General features: G+C 71.3%; 19 protein-coding genes. 8 read left to right on the top strand and 11 right to left on the bottom strand.

Annotated elements, in window-relative coordinates; translation table 11 throughout:
- Positions 1–130 precede the first annotated feature (130 nt).
- The gene (locus tag MMB17_RS09505) at positions 131–1,651 is read left to right on the top strand and encodes a sensor domain-containing diguanylate cyclase (RefSeq protein ID WP_241101809.1); all 1,521 of its coding nucleotides are present in this window, start codon (positions 131–133) and stop codon (positions 1,649–1,651) included.
- Positions 1,652–1,989: 338 nt separating this feature from the next.
- Here the strand turns inward: MMB17_RS09505 and MMB17_RS09500 are convergent, their stop codons facing one another.
- A complete protein-coding gene (locus MMB17_RS09500) occupies positions 1,990–2,181 on the bottom strand; it encodes a hypothetical protein (protein WP_241101808.1) in 192 nt (63 codons plus the stop codon).
- Between the two features lie 265 nt (positions 2,182–2,446).
- Between MMB17_RS09500 and MMB17_RS09495 the strand changes: the two genes are divergently transcribed.
- The 7 genes from MMB17_RS09495 to MMB17_RS09465 all read left to right on the top strand — a co-directional run bounded on the left by MMB17_RS09495 (position 2,447) and on the right by MMB17_RS09465 (position 9,194).
- Positions 2,447–3,520: a hypothetical protein gene (locus tag MMB17_RS09495; RefSeq protein WP_200672553.1), complete on the top strand. Its 1,074-nt coding sequence runs from the start codon at positions 2,447–2,449 to the stop codon at positions 3,518–3,520.
- Between the two features lie 138 nt (positions 3,521–3,658).
- Complete coding sequence (locus tag MMB17_RS09490) at positions 3,659–4,036, top strand: hypothetical protein (protein ID WP_009862505.1); 378 nt, start codon at positions 3,659–3,661, stop codon at positions 4,034–4,036.
- Between the two features lie 75 nt (positions 4,037–4,111).
- On the top strand, positions 4,112–4,885 hold the full coding sequence (locus MMB17_RS09485) for a metallophosphoesterase (RefSeq protein WP_200672554.1): 774 nt from the start codon (positions 4,112–4,114) through the stop codon (positions 4,883–4,885).
- Positions 4,886–4,928: 43 nt separating this feature from the next.
- On the top strand, positions 4,929–5,216 hold the full coding sequence (locus tag MMB17_RS09480) for a hypothetical protein (protein ID WP_096485555.1): 288 nt from the start codon (positions 4,929–4,931) through the stop codon (positions 5,214–5,216).
- A 35-nt stretch (positions 5,217–5,251) separates the two neighbouring features.
- Entirely contained in the window at positions 5,252–7,039 is a 1,788-nt protein-coding gene (locus tag MMB17_RS09475) for an AAA family ATPase (RefSeq protein WP_241101807.1), read from the top strand.
- Positions 7,040–7,257: 218 nt separating this feature from the next.
- A complete protein-coding gene (locus MMB17_RS09470; RefSeq protein ID WP_241101806.1) occupies positions 7,258–8,097 on the top strand; it encodes a metallophosphoesterase family protein in 840 nt (279 codons plus the stop codon).
- A 119-nt stretch (positions 8,098–8,216) separates the two neighbouring features.
- Positions 8,217–9,194: a 3'-5' exonuclease gene (locus MMB17_RS09465; protein WP_200672556.1), complete on the top strand. Its 978-nt coding sequence runs from the start codon at positions 8,217–8,219 to the stop codon at positions 9,192–9,194.
- Between the two features lie 279 nt (positions 9,195–9,473).
- Here the strand turns inward: MMB17_RS09465 and MMB17_RS09460 are convergent, their stop codons facing one another.
- From MMB17_RS09460 to MMB17_RS09415, 10 genes are all read right to left on the bottom strand, one after another.
- Positions 9,474–11,537 (bottom strand): ATP-binding protein, encoded by a 2,064-nt coding sequence (locus MMB17_RS09460; RefSeq protein ID WP_200672557.1) that lies wholly within the window; start codon positions 11,535–11,537, stop codon positions 9,474–9,476.
- Complete coding sequence (locus MMB17_RS09455) at positions 11,534–12,064, bottom strand: hypothetical protein (protein ID WP_241101805.1); 531 nt, start codon at positions 12,062–12,064, stop codon at positions 11,534–11,536. The genes MMB17_RS09460 and MMB17_RS09455 overlap by 4 nt, the downstream gene beginning before the upstream one ends.
- On the bottom strand, positions 12,064–13,437 hold the full coding sequence (locus tag MMB17_RS09450) for an SIR2 family protein (RefSeq protein WP_241102159.1): 1,374 nt from the start codon (positions 13,435–13,437) through the stop codon (positions 12,064–12,066). The genes MMB17_RS09455 and MMB17_RS09450 overlap by 1 nt, the downstream gene beginning before the upstream one ends.
- A gap of 51 nt (positions 13,438–13,488) precedes the next feature.
- Positions 13,489–14,637, bottom strand: coding sequence for an RNA-guided endonuclease InsQ/TnpB family protein (locus MMB17_RS09445; RefSeq protein ID WP_241101804.1), 1,149 nt, complete (start codon positions 14,635–14,637; stop codon positions 13,489–13,491).
- A gap of 350 nt (positions 14,638–14,987) precedes the next feature.
- Positions 14,988–15,368, bottom strand: coding sequence for an adenylosuccinate synthase (locus tag MMB17_RS09440; protein ID WP_200671576.1), 381 nt, complete (start codon positions 15,366–15,368; stop codon positions 14,988–14,990).
- 58 nt (positions 15,369–15,426) lie between these two features.
- A complete protein-coding gene (locus MMB17_RS09435) occupies positions 15,427–16,512 on the bottom strand; it encodes a glycosyltransferase (RefSeq protein WP_200671577.1) in 1,086 nt (361 codons plus the stop codon).
- A gap of 95 nt (positions 16,513–16,607) precedes the next feature.
- A complete protein-coding gene (locus MMB17_RS09430; protein ID WP_200671578.1) occupies positions 16,608–17,246 on the bottom strand; it encodes a c-type cytochrome in 639 nt (212 codons plus the stop codon).
- 105 nt (positions 17,247–17,351) lie between these two features.
- A complete protein-coding gene (locus MMB17_RS09425) occupies positions 17,352–18,065 on the bottom strand; it encodes a copper-binding protein (RefSeq protein ID WP_241101803.1) in 714 nt (237 codons plus the stop codon).
- Between the two features lie 71 nt (positions 18,066–18,136).
- Positions 18,137–18,421 (bottom strand): copper-binding protein, encoded by a 285-nt coding sequence (locus MMB17_RS09420; protein WP_012454462.1) that lies wholly within the window; start codon positions 18,419–18,421, stop codon positions 18,137–18,139.
- Between the two features lie 170 nt (positions 18,422–18,591).
- Entirely contained in the window at positions 18,592–20,013 is a 1,422-nt protein-coding gene (locus tag MMB17_RS09415; RefSeq protein ID WP_063112023.1) for a multicopper oxidase family protein, read from the bottom strand.
- Positions 20,014–20,031 lie beyond the last annotated feature (18 nt).

The following is a 20,031-nucleotide window of genomic DNA, read 5'->3' as shown; positions in this document are numbered from 1 at the left end:
CCGATTGCCTCGGCGAGCCCGTCCGTCAGGCGTGGGCGGGCCGGACAACCCTTCCGCACTCGCAAAGACCCGTTAGGTCTCGGCGTGTCAGGATCGAAGCGACGACAACGCAGCCGGGGAACGCCGCGCGATGATCCTGCCTCGGCGCCTCCCGCGCATCCTCCGGTCCGGCCGCAACTGGGTCGCGCTCAGCGTGCTGGCGCCCGTCGGCATGCTGGTCACGTCAGGGCTCCTGCTGCTGGAGGTGCGCCGTGACGCCTGGGACAAGGCCGAGCAAACCTCGAAGAACCTACTGCAGGTCATCGAGCGTGACATTGCCCGCAACGTCGAGCTCATCGACCTGTCCCTGCAGGCGGCGGTCGAGAACCTGCGTGCGCCCGAGGCGGCGGGGGCCGGCCCCAAGCTGCGCCAACTCATCCTGTTCGACCGGGCCGCCACCGCCAAGGACCTCGGGGTCATGCTGGTCATCGACGCCGACGGTGACGTCGCGGCCGATGCGGGCGCCGTCCCTCCGCGCAAGGGCAATTACGCCGACCGCGACTACTTCCAGGTCCACAAGGCGCGCTCGGACGTCGGCCTCCATATCGGCCGACCGCTGATCTCGCGCCTGACCGGGGAGCGCATGCTGCCGTTCAGCCGCCGCATCGCCAACCCCGATGGCTCGTTCGGCGGCGTTGCGCTTGGTACGCTCAAGCTATCGTACTTCACCCGGCTGTTCGACCGGATCAGCCTCGGTCATGAGGGTGCGATCAACCTCTACATGCAGGACGGCACGCGCGTCGTGCGCCATCCCTACGTCGAGGCCGACATCGGCGTGAACATCGCCGGCACCCGGAACTTCGACCGGTTCGTGCGCGAGGGCGGCGGCGCCTTCGTCGGCACCTCGGTCCGGGACGGCGTCGAGCGCCATTACGCCTTCACGCGGGTCGGCGACCTACCCCTCGTCCTCAACGTCGCCGTCGCCACCGCCGAGGTCGAGGCCGCATGGCGGACGAAGGCGCTCGGTATCGCCGCCGTCGTACTCGTGCTGTGCGGGCTGACGGTCACGCTGTCGCTGCTGTTCGGCCGCGAGCTCCGCCGCCGCGCGGAGATGCACGCCGAGATGGCCCGCCTCTCGCGCACCGACGCGCTGACCGGCCTTGCGAACCGCCGCCGGTTCGAGCAGGTCCTCGCCCGGGCTTGCGAGGACGCCCGACGCACGGGCAACCCGCTGTCGCTGCTCGTCGTCGATGCCGACCATTTCAAGCGCTACAACGACCGTTACGGCCACGCTGTGGGTGACGAGGTGCTCAAGGGCTTGGCCGGCTGCCTCAAGGCTGCCGTGCCCCGGCCCGGCGACCTCGCCTGTCGGGTCGGCGGCGAGGAGTTCGTGCTGCTCTTGCCGAACACCGACGCTGCGGGCGCGCGGCGCGTCGCCGAGAGGGTGCACGCCCAGGTGTCGGGACTGGCAATCGCCTCGGCCGGCATCGCGCCAGGCGCCGTCACGGTCAGCATCGGGCTGGCGACGGGGATAACCGACGCCGACCTCTACGGCTTGGCCGATGCCGCCCTCTACGAAGCCAAGGCATGCGGCCGGAACCAGACCCGCTGCGCATCGCCCCTAACGGGCAGGTCAGCCGGCGAGCCGCAGTTTCGTCTGGTCGGCGCCTGAGACGCTCGGCCGGGGCACGATGGCGTCGCGATGCCCGTGATGGCAACCCTCACGGCAGCGATCCTCGGGTGGGTCGTTCTCGACCTCAGGCGCCCGCCATAGCGGGGAGCTGGCCTGAGCGGGGCGGGGCCGCATCTTGGAAGCGATGGTCTTGCCAGGGCGCCGAGCCTGGTTCTCCAGGTCCGAAGGTTGACACCCGCTTCACTGGGGAACCGTGGGCAACGGCTGGATGCGAGCCATCCCGTGACGTCCAGCCCTGTTGCTCGACCACCGCAAGCCGATGCCGGTAGAAACGTACCCACATGTAGAGGCAAGATCCCTTCGCGGAACCAAGCTGTTTAGCCTCGCCCGGTGCCCTCCTCCGCGTCATCGCGCTTCACGTGCGGCCTGCTGACCAGAACGCCAATCGCTTCTCCGCTTCGGTAGAAGCGCGCCCCACGGTTCTCCAGGGCTTCGCGCAAGGCGCGGACCACGCGGCTTCGGGGCTCCACCTTCTGGTTCTCGAAGTCATTTATGGTCTTCTTGCTCACGTCCGAGAGTTTCGAGAACTCAAGCTGCGTCAGGCCGAGCAACTCGCGAGCCGCTTGGCACACAACGCCCGGAAGGGGGGCGCCGGGCTCCAGCTCATCGACGTTGGCTGAGGATAAGTCGAGCGGCGGCTTGCTTTGCTCGTGATAAAATATTACACCCGTGGTATAGTTCCATCTCGTTGTTTGAGCTCGCCCGTCCGCGCGTGGTCCCACTCCATCGCCGGCATCCGTGGCCCGCTCCGCTCTCTCGGGATGGGACTGCTCCATGCTCTACGCCTTCTACGGGGCCGATGGCCGTTCGGCCGCGACCCATGCCGCCCTCGTGGCGGCCCACGCCCTGGCGACCGCCGCACGGCCCGCCACGTTGCTGAGGATCACCGAGCGGGGACAGGGCCTTGCCCGGATCCCGGAGACGATGCCAGAGGCCCTGTGCGTCGTCGAGGCCGAACCCGGCGACCTCATGACCTTCGACGATCCGGAGGAGCTGATCAGGCAGGCACGGGCCACGGCGCGGGACGTCGTCCTGGACCTTCCGCTCTCCTGGCTCCCCGTGCGCAGCTTGCGCGAGGCGGCGGCCTTGTCGGTGGTCGTCGTCGGCCCGGGCGCCATGGAGGAGCGCCTCGCAGCCTTCGCCCTTGGTCAGTGCGGGGAGCAGGTAACCGCGGGGCGGCCTGCGCCGGATCAGGCTTCGGGCGCGGGGCCGGAGCCCGGATCCCCTGCCCCGATCTGGTTGCTCGGGGCCGGACGGGCCGGCGGAGGTCCGGACGCCACCCGTTTCGAACAGGCGATGCGCCCCCTCCTCCGCCGCGCCGGGGCCGGCGACGGCTGCCGGTTCCTGCCCGTGGCCCTGCCTGCGCCGACGCGGTCCGAGACGCACGCCGTCGCGGCGGGCCATCCGCTGGCCGGAACGGTGCGCCAGGGCATGCTCCTTCTCGCCGCCATCGAGGTGGCCGCCCAGGATCCCTTCGTCGCTTCCCTCGACAGCGGGCGGTTCGCCCGCGCGCTCGGCCTCGATCCCGAGATGCCCGTCACCCCCGACGAGCGGCGGCTCTGCGACCGGCTGCGCGACCTCGCCGACGCGCTGGAGGCGCTGGAGCAAGGCGGACCGGCTCCGGAGGAGATGGCGCGGGCGCCGCTCATGGAATCCTGGAGTTTTCTGAGCGGCCGGACGCGGGTGCTTGCCGGCGTCTCCTTCGGCCACCCGACCATCGCTTCCGGGCGCCCCACCCTCACCTCGGACGTCTTCGCCACGGACGGAAGAACTTGGGCGCGGACGCTGTCGCGCCTCTATCGCCTGGGGACACCGGCAGAGGCGACGCCGGCGGCGGGGCTCCAGTGAGCGCGCGCCCTCCCGCCCATCCCGACGCCATGGAGATAGCCTGACATGTCCCGACCCGCTTCCGGGCGCCGCGACGCCTGCCCGGCCGCTCCCGCGTGCCCGCCCGCCGCCAACGCCGCGCTGAGGCGCGCGCCCCCGATGCTCAGGCTGTGGCGGGTCGTGCCGCCGCAGTCCCTCGGTCCCGCGACGGCGCGCTCGCTCCTCATGGTGTTGCGCGCGGTCGAACCCCCTTGCGCCCGGCGACGCTGGGACGCCGCGCTCCGGGGCGATCCGGTCGCGACCACGCGCATCGCGCTCACGGTCCTGCGCCTGGAAGGGGTGAGCGGACCGGCGGCCGACACCGTCGCGAGCGCCCTGCTGCTGCGTGCCTTGTGCGGTGATCGAACCGCCCCGGTCGTCCTCGCAAGCGCGCTGAGGCGATTGGCGCGCCGACGTCCGGACGAGCGTCACCTGGTCGAACTCGCCGCGCGGTGGGCGGCCTGGGTGCCGCGCGTCCCGCCGGCGCCGCGGCCGTGACCGACCGGGACCGGTTCGCCCCGGCGCCGACCGAGAACCCCTGCCCCGCATCCCAATCGCCCAAGGACGGCACCCATGCGCATCTGGATCCTGTCGGACCTCCACCAAGGAGTGGGAGGGCCACCGTGGAACCCGGCCCGTATCCCCGAAGCCGACGTGGCGGTCGTCGCGGGCGACGTCTGCGAGGGGCTGGGCGCCGCGGTGGACTGGGCGGCCGAAGCGCTCGGACGCCACATGCCGGTCGTGATGGTCGCCGGCAACCACGAGTTTTACCGCCGCATCCACGGCGAGGAACTCGCGCTGGGCCGTGCCGCCGCGCAAGCCGCCGGCATTCACCTGCTGGAGGACGAGGCGGTCACGCTCGGCGGCGTCCGGTTCTGCGGGGCCACCCTCTGGACCGACTATGCGCTCAATGGCCTTGAACGGCGGCGGGCGGCGATGGACGCCGCCGGCCGTGGCCTCAACGACCACCGGCGCATCCGCTGGGGTCACGCGCGGCGGCCCTTCCGCCCGGAGGAGGCGCTCGGCCTGCACGAGGCCTCGCGCGCCTTCCTGGACGCCGTCCTCCGGGAGACCCCCGGAGGGTTGCCCCAGGTGGTGGTCACGCACCACGGCCCGGCACCGGCCTCCGTCGCGCCGGCCTTCGCCGGCGACCCGCTGAACCCGGCCTTCGTCTCCAATCTCGGGCCGATGATCGAGGACCGGCGCCCCGCCCTCTGGGTTCACGGTCACGTCCACGCCAGCCTCGACTACGTGCACGCCGCCACACGGGTGATCTGCAACCCCCGCGGGTACGGCTCCGAGAACCCGGCCTTCCGCGCGGATCTCGTGGTGGAGGTCGGCGCGTGAGGACGCCTCCCTCATGGGGCGTCGCGGCAAACGGGGGACTTGGATGACCGCCTACCTTCCGGCCGACCTGCACGAGCAGGTCGCCGCCCTGCGCACGCTGCTCGGCCGCCTGGAGCGGGTCGTCGCGGGGGCGTCGCCGATCCGCAGGGAGCTCGCGTGGGCCCCCCTCGTCGAGGGCTGGGTGCCCGCCTCGCAGCCGCTTCCCGCCATCGTCGGCGTGATCGACGGGAGCGCCGTGCTGACGGGCCGGATGTGGGCGCTCGACCCGAACCTCGGATGGGCGCTGACGGAGGAGGGCTGGCTGCGCCTCGGCCAGCGCGGCGAAGCCTGACGCGTCGGACCACGAAGATGGAGGACGAATTTCCTTTGACCGGTCCTGTCGTACCCCCGAGCCTCGCGCGCAGGATCGTCCTGCGCCACCTGCCGCGCATCCTGCGTGCGGGCCTAGATCCCGACGGCTTGTACGGTCGGGTGCCGGTGATGCTGGCGCGCGACGCGGGGGCCGTCGACGCCGGCCTCGGCGAGGCGGTCCTGGCCTGGATCGCGCAAGGACCGGCGCGGGACATCCACGACGACCTTCCGGAGATGGCCGCCGGGACGGCGCCGCGGGGTCCCAGGGCCCTGCTCAGGCGCGTCCTGAGGTTGCGCTCTGACGGCCGCGAGGAGCGGCCGTCAGAGGTCCATCCCTCGGAGGCCCGCACGCTCGTCGGCCTCCTCGACGGGTTCGCGGCCGCCCACGACTCCGTCACGGTCCGGGAGATCGCGGACGCGGTCCTCGTGTTGACCGCCTCGCCCGCCGACCGGTCGGCCGCGGCACGCTTGGCCGCCTCGATGTGGCGGGAGCTGCCGCGCATCGACGAGAGCGCGGCGATCCTCCGGCTCCTCGACATGGCGGAGGAGTTCGACGACGACGACGACAGCTTCGTCTCGGCCGAGGCGGGCCGGCACGGACTCCTGCCCTTGCCCGTGCCCGAGGACGCCCGGGCCGAGGTTCTGCGCCGGGCGTGGGTCGAGGCCATCGACGCGGCCATCGCGGACCTGCGGGTGCAGGCCCGCGCCCTGGCGCTCGGCCTGTCCGCGCTCGCCGTCGGCGAGACCGAGTGCTACTACGGGACCGAGGGGATCGGGAGCGCGGCGCTCCGGTTCGGCGAGGCGGCGCTCGGACCCGTCGAGCGGCGCGCCCGCGCCGCCGAGCGCAGGCGCGCCGAGCTGGCCGCCGCGCGCAAGACCGCCGAGACGCCCGGGAGCGCCGCGCCCGCGCCGGCGGACGAGCCCGACGCGGGCGTGCCCGAGGGACACGTCCTGGTCTGTCCGGCCATCGGCGCCACCGGCTCCGGCAAGGGCCGCGACGTGACCAAGGGGTACGAGAAGTCCATCGCCAAGCCCCTCCCGTTGGTCCCGACGCCCGATCTCGTGCGCGTCCGGCGCCGGCTGCTCTACGAGTTCCCCCAGGCGGGCGGGGCCGTCGATTTCGTCCTATGCGATCTGGTGGGCAAGCCGTTCGTCCGCCTCGGCCACCTCCTCATCGTGGGTCCGCCCGGCAGCGGGAAGTCGCGCTTCGTCCGCCGGTTGGGCGAGGAGCTCGGGACCGGGGTCTTCCGGGTCGACGGCTCGAACGACGCCGGGGCGAGCTTCGGCGGCACGGAGCGGCGGTGGTACTCCGCCGAGCCGGCGCGACCGTTCATGGCGGTGAACCGGTTCCTGCAAGCCAACCCCCTCGTCCTGGTGGACGAGGTGGACAAGGCACCGACCCGCAGCGACTACGGACGGCTCTGGGATGGCATGATTTCCTTCCTAGAGCCCGAGACCGCCGCACGGTTCCCCGACCCCTGCGTGCAGGCGGAGCTCGACCTCTCCTGGGTCTCCGTGGTGGCGACGGCGAACGTGGACTGGAACTTGCCGGCGCCCCTGCTCGACAGGCTGAGGCGGATCGAGTTCCCGCATCCGGGTCCCGAGCATCTTGAGGCGCTGCTCCCCGCCCTGCTCGCCCAGGCCGCGGCCGAGCGCGGGACCGACCCGCGCTGGGTCCAGGGGCTGACGGGCGAGGAGGTGAGGGTCCTCCGCAGGGCGTGGCGGGGCGGTTCGGTGCGCCGCCTCCGCCGGATGCTGGACGTCTTGCTGCGCCACCGGGAGCAGGCGGCCGTCAGGCACTGACCGCCACTCGCCCCACCCCACAGCACGGCCGGCGCCCCTGCCCGCCGCTTCGCGACGGAGAACCCCGGACGTTGTCAGGCCGCATCCTCCCCGAACCGTATGTCCTGCCCCCGGTCTTCCGGCCCGGGCGCGCCCGCCGCAGCCTGGACGCAACCGCGGCCTCCAACGCGCGGACCCCCCTGCTTCCCGCCCGGTCGGAGGGGATGCGGCTCTGGATCATGTCCGACCTCGCCGTCCGCGACGGCGCGTTCGCCCTGCCGGATCCGCTTCCGGACCATGACGCCCTGCTGGTCGCCGGCGGGATCTCCGAGGGGCTGGTGGCCGCGGTCGAGTGGCTCGCCGGGGCGCTCGGCGACCGGAGGGCCGGCCGGCCCGTGGTGCTGGTGCCGGGGATCAGCGAGTACCGCGGCGGCTTGCCTCCGCACGAGACCCTGCGGCTCGGGCGCGAGAGGGGGCGTGAACTCGGGGTCACCATCCTGATGGACGACGCCGTCCGGCTCGACGACGGGCGGGGGGCGGCCGTCCACGTTGTGGGGGCGACGCTCTGGACCGACTGGGCGCTCGGCGGTGCGGCATACGCCGGCGGCGCGCGCGCGCGGGCGCGCAACATGTGGCGGGGCGGCGACAACATCCTGGCGGAGCGCGACCGGACCTGGGACCCGTACGACGCGGCCGGTGCCCATGCCCGGTCACGCGCCTACATCGAGGACTTCCTCACCAGCGTCGTTATCCAGTCCAACGGCATCTCGGTCCCGCCATCATCGCTGGCCGCCGGGGTGCGTCCCGGCGACCGGGCCGTGGTCCTGACCCACCACGCGCCGTCGGCGCGTTCGCTGCATCCGGGCTGGCCGGAGTGGCAGTGCGAGGAGTGGGAGGCCACGACCTTCGCGTCCGACCTGGAGGACGTCCTCCGGGCATGGGGCGCGCCGGCGCTCTGGGTCCACGGCCGCGTGCCGGCGGCGGCGGACTATCACATCGGAAGGACCCGGGTGCTGGCCAATCCATGGCGGAGGCAGGGCAACCGGGCTTTCGACCCGGCGCTCGTCGTCTGCGTCTGAACCCTCTCCCCTCCGTTTTCCGCCCAGCGAGCCTGCGAGGGCTGCCGCGGACCACGGGAAGCCTCTTTGAGCCCCGCCTCCCGCAGCCCGCCGCGGCGCGAACCCGGAAAGGTCTCGACATGTCCCTCAACTCCATCGCGAACGTGACCGCGCGCCCCGGACTCCAAGCGCCGGGCGGCGCGGCCCGCCTCGCCGCGGGCGCGACGTTGCTCGACGGCCACGCCCCCGCGGCGCCTCAGAGACACCGTCCGGACCGGCCGCAGGCGCGGACCGGCGTCGCGGAGCCGGCCGGCCTCCACCAGGCGTTGCTCGTCCTCGATATCGAGACGGTGCCCGACGAGGAGCAGGTCCCGTCGGATTGGCCGTCCGAGAAATTTCCGAAGGCGGCCTGGCACAAGGTGGTCGCGGTCTCCTTCGTCGAGGCGGCCATCGCCCGCGACGCGGCAACCGGAACCGAGGCATACCAGATCCGGTCGTGCCGGAGCGGGGGCGAGCCTGGATGGGACGAGGAGCGCCTGCTGCGGGCCTTCTGGAAGTTCTTCGCGGCCGGCCGCTACAGGGTCGTCACCTGGAACGGCCGCAGCTTCGACCTCCCCACGCTCCTGCTGCGCTCGTTGATGCACGGTATCGCGGTGCCCTCCTGGTACAGGAGGGGGACCAAGTGGGACGGCTACGGCCACCGCTACGCCGTGGACTGGCACTCGGACCTGATGGAGGTCCTGGCCGAGTTCGGGGCCTGCGCGCGGCTGACCCTGGAGGAGGCCGCCGGGCTCCTGGCCCTGCCCGGGAAGCTGGGCGAGCACGGCTCGCAGGTCGCCGCCATGATCGCCCGCGGCGAGATCGGGCGCGTGCGGGCCTATTGCGAGACCGACTGCCTGAACCTCTTCGTGCTGTACCTGCGCTGGGCGCACCTCACCGGAAGGACCGGCCCGGAGGCCCACGACGCTGCCATCGACGGCCTGATCCGGTACCTGGGGTCCGAACGGGCGGCGCGCCCGCACCTCGGTGCCTTCGTGGACGCATGGCGGCGGGCGACCGAATCCCGGTCCGCCTTCGTCTCCCGGCCGCCGCAGGCTTGGCCCGCCGTGGCGGGCTGAGGTCGGCCGGCCCGGACGCTCCCGCGCACGACCGGGACGGGCCCGCCGGCGACGAGGGCTTGGTCGGCGGGGCCAACGACCGGGACCGGGCCGCCGCCGTGGGGAGCGCTGGCACCGCCGGCCTGTCCCGACGGACGTCCCCATCGCCGATGGGTCGCGGCGAGCACGGCCGTCGCACGCGCGCAGCCTTCCGTCGTCGAGGGTACGGGCGCGTCTATCGCGGGTGGGACACTTGCCCCGGCCGGATGGGCCGCGACGCCGGCGGATACCCGCGCCGTTTCAGCCGGCCGCACTCAGGTCCCTGGTTCTCCCGAGCACGCCGGCGATCGCCGGTGCGATGTCCGTCGAGCGGGTGACCGAGGCCCCACCCCCGGAAACCAGATCCAGGTCGTGACGCCGGCCGGGGGCCGCGGGCTCGCTGATCAGACGCCGGCACAGCAACTCGGCCAGCGAGGGGTCCTCGACGGCACAGACGATCTGCCGACCCGACCGCTGCAGGGCCGAGAGCACCTCGACAAGGTGCAGAGCCCGGAAATCGTCGATGTGCTGGACCGGGTCGTCGAGCATGAGCGTCCGCCAGGTGCACCACGGTCGGGATAGGTGCACGGAGAGGAGGAAGGCCAGGCCGGCCGCGCGCCTCTGCCCGCTGCTGAAGACGAATTGCGGGTTCAGCCCGTTGCCGACCCTCAGGCTCAGGAAGCGCTTCACGTCGCCGCGGATGCCGTAATCAATGGTGCGCCACTCGGAATGCGGGCGTAGCCGTTGGTACAGCTCGTTCAGCAGCGGGCTGATGACCGCGAGGCGCTCGTCGATGATCTCGGCATTCGTCCTGCGGACGGTACGGTCCAGCGTCCGGGCGGCGGTCACGGCCGTCCGGACCCGCGCGAGCCGGTCCCCTGCGGCGTCGGCCTCCGCCCGGAGCGCTTCGACGTGCGCTTCGAGATCCGTCACGCGTTCCACCGCTTGCGAGGCCTCCAAGGTGAGGATGCTCCGCTCCAGGTCGATCAACCGACTCCGTTCGGCCTGCACGGCCGCGTCGAGGGCGCCGGCGTCATGCGCGAGCTTCCCGTCCAGCGAGCGTCGCACGAGCTCGGCCGACAGCGCCTCTTCGCGGGCCGACAGCTCGGCCTCGGCGGACGCGAACCGGAGGACCGCCGCCTCGGTCTCCCGCAGGATCTCGGCCGCGGCCTCGTGCCGGGTCCGGGCCGCCGCGAGTTCGGCGCGCGCCTCCGGCACCCCCGAGTGCCGGGCGGCGAGCCGCTCGCGCGCAGCCGCGAGCCCCGTCTCGAATTCGGAGGCGCCTTGCGGCGCGCGACAGAGCGGGCAGCGGTCGTCATGAAGCCCGACCCGGCTGCCATGGTCGACCAGGATGGCCAGCGACGCGGCGAGCGCGTCGGTCTCCTGCTCCCGACGAAGGCGCGCCTCGGCGGCCTCCAGCGCGTGGCGGGCCTCCCGGACCGCGACCTCGGCCTCGGCCGCCGCCACCGCCGCCGCGTCCCGGCTCGCGCGGAATTCGGGGCCCGCGACCGTGTCGCGCAACGCGCTCACCGCGCGAACCTCGTCCGCGACCCGGCCCATCTCGCCGAGGCCCAGTCGGCGGCCGGCCAGCGCCTGCCGCGCCGCCGCGACCCGGCTCCCCAAGTCCTGGCCGCCGGCCGCCGTCAGCCCGTCCAGGCTGGACAGGGCCGCGGCGATGTCGCCGGCCTTCAGGGCGACGTCCCGGGTCTCCTCCAGGTCGGTCAACGCCGCCGTCAGGCGCGCGCGCGCCTCCTCGTAGGCGTGCGCGGCGGCATTGTGGGTGCCCTCGGCGGCGGACAGGACCTCGCGCGCCTTGGCGGCGTAATCCGGACCTTCGATGGCACCCAGCGCCGCGCGCACGAGCTCGAAGCGCTGCGTTTCCGTCAGGTCGAGGCTGAGCGCCGCGATCCATTCGTCGCGGATGATGGAGGTCCTGCAGACCTGCTGCAGCGCCCGCTCCGGCTTCGCGCCCGGAACGCAGAGCATCGCCTCGATGCGCGCCGCGTCCCAGTCGGCGCCGGTCTCGCGCGAGCGCGTCACGGCGAAGCCGCTCCCGTCATCGGCACGGAATCCCACCGTGACGAAATGCGCCTCCGGCTGCCCTTCGCCGCGCCACCAGACATAGTCGTCGAGGCTTTCCTTCGCCGCCTTGTCGACGAGGTACTTGTCGATCTGGCCCGTGAGGGCGAACTCGACCGCGTCGCACAGCGTGCTCTTCCCGACGCCGTTCCGTCCGCAGATCACGGTGAAGCCGGGGCCGAAATCCACGCGTTGGCGCTCCCGGAAGCCCCGGAAGCCGCACAGTTCGAGGTAGTCGAGCCTCATGGCGCATCCACCAGGATGCGCGCCACGTCGGAAGCGCTCGCGACGCCCAGGAACGCTGCCACCGCGGCGTCCGGGACGTCGCTCAACCGCGCCCGCAACCGCGCCCGGTAGTCGGCGCCGCCGATCGTGGGCGCGCTGAGCACCGGCAGGAGGGGCAACAGCGTCCTGCGCAGGTCGGCAGCCGTGCGCAGGTCGCCGCGCGCGATCTTGCGGGTCATGGAGAAGTCCTCCTCGATCCGCTCGATCTGCCGCGCGAGGACGGGGTCGGAACCGCTGGCCAGGAACAAGGCGTAGAAGTTCCAGGCCTTCGCGCCCGCGGAGCGCAGCGCGGCCGCATGTCGGCCGAGCGTGGCCTGCTGGACTTGCCGCCAGTCGGCGAGCAGGCCCTCGCCGCTCCCGAAGACGTGCAGGAACCCGGCGACGGAGGCGTTCTCGAAGCAGACGACCGGCACGCTGCCGCCCGGCCAGGTCCACGTCTCGTAGCCGGCCGAGCGGAGCAGCACCTCGGACTGGGTCGCGATGTCCATCACACACCGAGCTCCTGGCGTGCGGCGGGAAGGTCGAGCCACGCCGCTGATGCGCCCGGCCGGATGATGTCGCCCGGACGCCCCTCCCGCACGAGGTTCACCGGCAGGCCGACGTCGAGGGCCCCGGCGCAGACCACGACGTCGGCGACGTCGAACGGCGTCTCCCTGAACCGGTCCTGCGTCGTCTGGAGCAGCGTGCCCGAACCGTTCACGACCCTGACACGACGGCCCGCGAGATCATAGCCGACGGAGGTCTGGACGGCACCGGCGCGGCGCAGCAACAGGTGCGCGTAGCCCAAGACCTCGGAGGGGCCGGGGTTGCGCAAGGTCGCCGCGGCGGTGGCCGGCACCCCCTCGGCGTCCCGGCGAAGGCCGTAGAGGTCCTCGCTGCCCAGGTCGGGCGGATCGAGCCAGGTCGGCTCGCACGCCGCCCCCGTTTCCCGCTCCAACGCGGCGCGTCCGGCGTGCAGCACCTTGCGGAGGTACCCTTGGGAGAACGCCCTGCGCAGTTCGTCCAGGACCTCGGCCCCCGAGCGCCTGACATGCGCGAAGCGGACGTTCCCCGAATTGGCCAACGTCCAGAGCTCGGGGGCCTTGGCCTGCAGGACGTCCTCGCCCGCGAGGTCGACCAAGGTCACCGACAGCGGCGCGACGCCCGTCATCGCCTCGGCAAGAACGGCATTGAGGTAAGACCAGTCCGACCAGAAGCCGACGACGAGCAGGTCCTTCTCGCGCAGGTTCGCCGCCATCCAGGTCTTGGTCTTGGCGATGCGCGCGGCGATCACGCCGTCCCCGGTGAGTTGCGAGGCCGTCCAGACCGTGGCGCGCCGCTCGCGCACCGAGCAGCCATGGAACTTGAGCAAGGGCGCGTGCATGCGGGCCCGCACGGTGGCCTCGTCGCCGTCGAGCGAGGCGGCGAGGTCGAACCCGTAATCCTGCGCGCGACGCTCGATCAGGTTGTCGTAATTCGCCGAGACGGCGCCGGCAGCCATGCGCGTGATCAGGAAGTCCGCCACCGCCGCGTGGCCGGCGTTCGGCGGCCTGACGAAGCTCTCCCAGGGAACGAGGGCCTCGATGAAGACCGAGCCGAGGGTGTCGTCCCTCGCGAAGATCTCCGCCAAGGCTTCCAGGTCGCCGCGCAACTCCGGCGGGCACGCGGGGTCGATGCTCATGACGTACCGGTCGTAGCAACTGGCGGCCACGGACCATGCCGACGGTAGCGAACTCGGCGGCGCCATCGACAGGCCGGCACCGCAGAGTATGACGAGGCGCCCCGCCTCCATGGAGGCGAGCAATCGCGCACGAACCGCCGCGTCCAAACCGCCCCCCCCTTTGCCGCGCAAACCTTCGCGATGGCGATAGACCGAGATCACACTCAAGTTGACATCCTCCCCGCCCTGAAGGACGGGGATTCCTACCGCGTGTCAGGCCGCGAGGGCCGGACCCGCCTCGGTGGGTTCCTGGGCCGACGCCATCACGGGCGAAGTCTCTCCGTAGGCTAACCGGGCGTGCCCCGCCCTTGCGATGTTGATGGACGCCACGTCGTCCGCGTTCGCCTCGTGGCCGCACGCCACGCACCGGAACACGGCCTGGCTCGGGCGGTTCCCCGCCGCCACGTGCCCGCACTCGGGGCACGTCCGGCTCGTGTTCGGCGCCGGCACCGGCAGCAACCAGCCGCCGAGCCACTCCTGCTTGTACCCGACCTGCCGGCGGAACTCGCCCCACCCCTGGTCCAGTATCGCCTTGTTCAGCCCCGCCTTCTGACGGACGTTCACGCCCGGCTCCTCGACCGTCCCGGCCGCGCTTGCCGTCATCGCCCGCACGTCCAGGTCCTCGACGCAGACCACCGCGTGGTTCTTGCTGACGGTCGTCGAGGCCTTGTGCAGGAAGTCGGAGCGGATGCGGGCGATGCGTGCCTGGACCCGTTGTACCTTCGCCTTCGCCTTCCTCCATTTCCTACTGAACCTGATCTTGCGGGCCATCGCCCGCTGCGCCTTGGCGAGCGACGCCTCGGCCTTGCGGAACGCGTTCGCCGGCTCGATGACCGTGCCGTCGGACAGCGTGGCAATGCGCGTCACGCCGACGTCGATGCCGACAAGCGTCGTCGACGGGTGGACCGGCTTCTCGACCTCGCGCTCGGTCTGGACCGAGACGTGCCACTTGCCGGCCTTCAGCGAGACGGTGACCTGCCCGATCTCGCCCTCGACGGCGCGGGAGGCGCGGTAGCGCATCCAGCCGAGCTTGGGCACGCGGATGCGCCCGTTCGGCTGGTCGAGCTCGACCTTCTGCGGGTGGCGGAAGGCGTCGTCCTTGCCCTTCCTCTTAAAGCGGGGGAGCTCGGCCCGCCCCTCGAAGAAGTTGCGGTAGGCGCGGTCGAGGTCCTTGAGCGCCTGCTGCAGGATCTGGCTGTGCACCTCCCTGAGCCAGGCGGTGGCGGGGTCGGCCTTCCAGGCGGTGAGGTGCTTGCAAAGGTCCGCGTAGGAGAGGTGCTTGTCGCCTGCGGCGTACCGCTCCTTCTGCAGGGCGAGGGCCCTGTTGAAGACGGAGCGGCGCGCGCCGCAGGATCGGCGCATGAGCCGTTCCTGCGCGCCGTCTGGCCGAAGGACGAACCGGTATGCCTGGACGCGAAGCACGGGTCGAGGCTAGAACGGATGCGGAACGCCGGCAAGGGCCTTGTTGCGGATGCCGGGCAGGCTTCTGTCGCGGCCGGCGCTATCCATCCCCGCCCTGAAGGACGGGGCCTTCCGCGCTTCTACGGTCACCGGAACCAATTCGCACCCGACCGGGTGGACGCTTTCGTGGCATGGCTTCGCGGCATGCCGGGCCGCGGCTTCCTGGGACGGCCGGCGAACTGGCCCGCCTGACAAGCGAGCCGCGGCGCCGACCGTCACCCTCCCGGCCGCCGGTTCGTGAACCCGGCCGCTCAAGCCTTGTTCGTGAACCGCGCGGAGGCGGCCTTGCCGCCGACCTTGAGCGACACCGTGGCCACGACCTGGCCGGTCGCCGCGACGGGCAGCTTGCCCTGCACGCTGTTGGCCCCAGCCGGGCTGAGGGCGACCTTGTAGCTCTTGCCGCCGACGAGCACCGTTGCGGTGCCCGAGACCTGCGCCGCCGGAACGGGCTTGCGCATCTCGTCCAGGATGTAGACCGTCACGTCGGTGTCCTTCACCACGAGTTCCAGCCAGAGCTCCTGGGCTTCCTGCACGAGGCCGCCGTGCACGGCCTGGGGCGGCTCGCCATGGGCGAGGGCAGAGCCGGATGCGAGGCTGAGGGCAAGAACCAACGGAATCGCGCAGAACTTCATCGTGCTTTCCTCGTAACAAGCCGGAAATCGGTGGTAAACGCGTCGTCGGCGCGGTTTCCTAGGTTCCATGTCGCCCGGACAGGGAGCGGCGAACTCTGCTGTCCTGCTCCAGGATTGCCTCGAACAAGGCGACGTAGGCCGTGGCCGCGCGCCGCGGGGAGAAGTCGGCCGCGCGCCGTCGGCGTCGGTCGGCGTCGCCCGGATCTTCCAAGACGACCTCGATAGCCTCGGCCATCTTCGCGGCGTCGCCGACCGGAACGATAACCCCAAGCGCCGGGTAAAGCAGGATCTCGCGCGGCCCGTCGCAATCCGTCGCGACGACGGGCATGCCGTGGGCCAAGGCCTCGACAACGGCAAGACCGAAGGCTTCGACGCGCGAGGACAGAACGAGGCAACTCGCCTCTGCGAAGGCTGACCAAGGTTTCATGACATAGCCGCGAAGCTCGACCCGGTCGGACAGGCCGAGGCGGTCGATCTCGGCTGCGAGGCTCGCATGCTCGACCCCCTCCCCGAGGATCACCAAGCGCGCGCTCGGTTGTCGTACCTTGGCGAAGGCGCGCAGGAGGGTCTGATGATCCTTCGCATGGTCCAGGCGACCCACGGAAAGGATGACCGGCACGGTCCGGTTGGGTGCCTTCTCCGCCACGCGATCAGAGAGGACCGGATTGTAGATCCGGCTCAAGCGGCTCGGATTGGCCGCAAGCCTCTCCTGCAGGTATCGGGCAAGCCCGTCCGAGACGGCGATTGTACGAGCGGCCATCCGGGTGAGAAGCGGCGTGGCGAGGTAGCCGATGCGGCTGAGAAGCCCACGCTCGTTCGCCGTATAGCCATGGTACGTGATGACGCTCCGGCGCAAGCGGCCGGCCAGGACCGCTGCCACCGTGTGCTTGAGGTTTGAGGAGGCCAGCGCGGAGATCGTGACGTCCGGCCGCTCGCGACGTATCAGCCCGGCAAGGCGCGCCGTTGAGCGTAGATGTCCGCCTCCTAACACGACAAGCCGAGCATCGGGGCTCAAATAAGCCATGTTTTCCCGGGCCTCGTAATCAACGGCCACAACTACCTCATGTCCGAACTTGCAGAATTCAGTGGCGAGGATTGCCCACACACGTTCTGCTCCGCCGCCCGCCAGGGCGTGCACGTACATGAGAATCCTACGCGGAACAGTTCTCGGCCTGTCGGAAGCAGGTAGAGCATTCACCGGAAGTATCCTGCCTTGGCGCTGGCGTCGTACGGCTCCTGCTAATGGTTGTGCTTGTGGCGCGCGCCGCTGTCCGGCTGCGCTGTGCTGGAGGGGTTCTCCGCCGCCTTGGTGCCATCCGTCCCGGCGGCGCCGTGGTTCATTCCAGCATGACCCTCGCCTGCCTGTGCCTGCATCCACAGGTCGTTGTACTCGTCGTCGGTCATCTCCGGCAGCTTCCGCAGCAGCGCGACCGTCGCCCAAAGCATCTCGTCCCCGTCGCTCGCCATCGACGGCATGCCGCTCATCTTGATGCCGTTCTTCAGGATCCAGAACAGCTCGCCCGCACTGTAGCGCTTCGCGGCCTCCTTGAGATTGGGCGGCTCAGGATACATGCCCTCCGCGACCTCGCTGCGCTTGGTGCCCGGCCCGCCATGGCACGTGGCGCAATGCTCGGCGAAGTGCCCGACGGCCGGCACCAACCTGGGTTGTTCGTCGTAGCCCGCCGGCGGCAGCAGGCCGGCCGCATGGGCTCGGATCGAGCGCACCCGTGCCGTCTCCAACACCCACGAGGTCAGGGCCCAGTGCGGCTCCGTGGCGGCGACGTTGAAGACGCCCGCGTAGATCACGGCCGCGGCGGCGACCGTCGCCAGGATGCCGGCCGAGAGCAACGTGAGGAAGACGATCTTGGCGGTTCGCATGGAGGTGTCCTGAGTGACCGGTTTCGAGCCGGGCCGCCCACGCGTCAGGTGCGGGGGCGCCGTCGGCCGAACTGGGATGAGCGCGCTCTCGACGGGTTGGTCTTCTCACCGCGCCTTCTGGATGCGCGTGATGGCAAGCTGCCCGTTCACCCGGTCGGCGGAGAACCGGACCCGGTCACCGGCTTTCACCCCCTTCAGGATGGCGGGGTCGGCGACCCGGTAGGCCATGGTCATGGCGTCCATGTCGATGTTCGGGATGCGCTCGTGGTCCAGCGTGACCTTGCCAGCGGCCTCGTCGACCTTCTGGACGGTCCCGCTCACGAGAGGCGTGTTGGCAGCGGGCTGGGCCGCGGCGGGCTTGGCGGGGGACGCCGGAGCGGGCGACGGCGACGCGGGCTGGGTCGAGCCGCCCGCCTGCGCCTTGCGGTCCAGCGGACCCTCGCCGGACGGCGTCTGGTTCGGCTGCGGCCGGTAGTCCGACTGCCGGCTCCGGACCTGCCATTCCTTGAGGGCGTCGATCTTCTGCTGCTGCTCGTCCTGGATCTTCTGCGCGGTCTCGCGCAGCTGGCGGTCGCCGCCGTAGTCGAGCTGCGCCTTGGCAAGGAAGAGGGACTGCTCGTAGCTCGCGATCAGGAGCTCGGCGAAGTCCCGGTCCGGGTCGCCGGTCAGCTTGAGGTTCCTGAAGCGGTCGGCCATGACCTCGCGCACGCGCTCCAGGGCGGCCGGGGCACCCTTGGCAGGTTGCGCCCAGGCCGTCCCCGATACCGGGCCGGCGAGCGCCACGGCCATGGCGGCGGCGAACAGGGATAAACGTCGCATGTGACTTCCTCCGCGGCATGGGGCCGCCGCGCGTGATCGGGCGTGCCCGCGCGGCGGGCCCGTTCGAGGCGCTACTTGGCTTTTTGGATCTGGGTGACGGTGTACTGGCCGCCGGCCTCGTCGACGTCGAACTCGACCTTGTCCCCGGACTTCAGGTCCTTGAGCATCGCCGGGTCCTTGACCTTGTAGGCCATGGTCATGGCGTCCATGTCGAGCTTCGGAATGCGCTCGTGGTCCAGCGTGACCTTGCCGGCGGCCGGGTCGACCTTCGTGACCGTGGCCTTGACCGATTGCGCCCAGGCCGGGCTCGCCAGAGCCAGCAGCGCGGCGAGGGCGAAGGGAGGTACCTTCCTCATCGTATTCTCCTGATGGTCGTTGTGCCGCTGCACGGGCACTTGTTGAGGGGCGATGGCGCCCGCGCAGCGGCTTTCGGGCGGACTAGGTCCACCCGAACCCGTCCGGCGGTGCCCGCCCGCATCGGGGCGTCGTTCCGGCGGAAGCTTGGAAGACATCCGGCATCGCCGGCTCAGTGGTTTCCGTGACCGCCCGGGTTGGAGGCCGTCCGGCGCTTGCGCGGGTCGACCACGCGCAGGTCGGTCTCGCGGGCTTTCCGGCCCTTGGGCGTGTCCGGCGCCCGCGTCGGCTCGGGCAGGGGCTCGCCGGTCCACTCGTAGGCCAGCGTGCCCTCTGGGTGCTGGTACCAGCCCGGATCCCTGTAATCGCCGGGCGCCACGTCGGGGCGGACCTTCAGCACGGTGAACATGCCGCCCATCTCGACCGATCCGAACGGGCCGGCGCCGGTCATCATCGGCAGCGTGTTCTCGGGCAGCGGCATCTCCATCTCGGCCATGGAGCCCATGCCGGTCGAGCCCATCGGCATGTAGCCGGGCGCGATCTTCTGGATGCGCTTCGCCGTGCTCTTCAGGTTCACGCCGATGTAGGTGCGCACCGAGTGGCCCATGGCGTTCATGGTGTGGTGCGACTTGTGGCAGTGGACCGCCCAGTCCCCCAGGTTGTCGGCGTTGAACTCGATGGCCCGCATCTGGCCGACCGCGACGTCAGCGGACACCTCGAACCACTGGCGCTCGGGCGGGATCCAGCCGCCGTCGGTGCCCGTGACCTTGAAGTCGACCCCGTGCACGTGGATTGGGTGGTTGGTCATGGTCAGGTTGCCGAAGCGCATCCGCACCTTGTCGCCCTGGCGCGCGACCATGGGGTCGATGCCCGGCCAGACCCGGCTGTTGAAGCACCACATGTTCATGTCGAGCATCGTGTTGACCTTGGGCACGTACGACCCGGCCTCGATGTCGTAGGCGTTCAGGAGCCAGACGAAATCGCGGTCGACCCGCCGCTCGGCCGGGTCGCGCGGATGCACGACGAAGAAGCCCATCATGCCCATCGCCATCTGGACCATCTCGTCCGAGTGGGGGTGGTACATGAAGGTGCCCGAGCGCCTGAGGATGAACTCGTAGACGAAGGTCTTGCCCGGCGGGATGCCGGGCTGGTTCAGGCCCGCCACGCCGTCCATGCCGTTGGGCAGCGTCTGGCCGTGCCAGTGCACGGCGGTCGCCTCCGGCAGCTTGTTGGTGACGAAGATGCGGACCTTGTCGCCCTCGACCGCCTCGATGGTCGGACCCGGCGACTGGCCGTTGTAGCCCCAGAGATGGGCCTTCATCCCAGGGGCCATCTCGCGCACCACGGGTTCGGCCACGAGGTGGAACTCCTTCCAGTCCCCGCGCATGCGCCAGGGTAGGGTCCAGCCGTTCAGCGTCACCACCGGCTGGTAGTCCACCCCGGTGGTGGGCACGAGGGGCGGCTGTGTCGTTGCCTTGTCCATCGAGGGCGCCTCGGGCAGGCCGGCGGCCTGCGTCCGCCCGCTGATCATGGACGTCCCTGCGAGGACCAGTCCGCCGGCCCCGAGCAGGTTCCTGCGCGAAATGTCAGTCATCGGTTTCTCCATGGGTCT

Origin of the sequence: Methylobacterium organophilum (assembly GCF_022533465.1) — a bacterium.
GTDB classification, from domain to species: domain Bacteria; phylum Pseudomonadota; class Alphaproteobacteria; order Rhizobiales; family Beijerinckiaceae; genus Methylobacterium; species Methylobacterium organophilum.
Note: the sequence above shows the minus strand (reverse complement) of the source record. Positions and strands in the feature narration are given on the sequence as shown.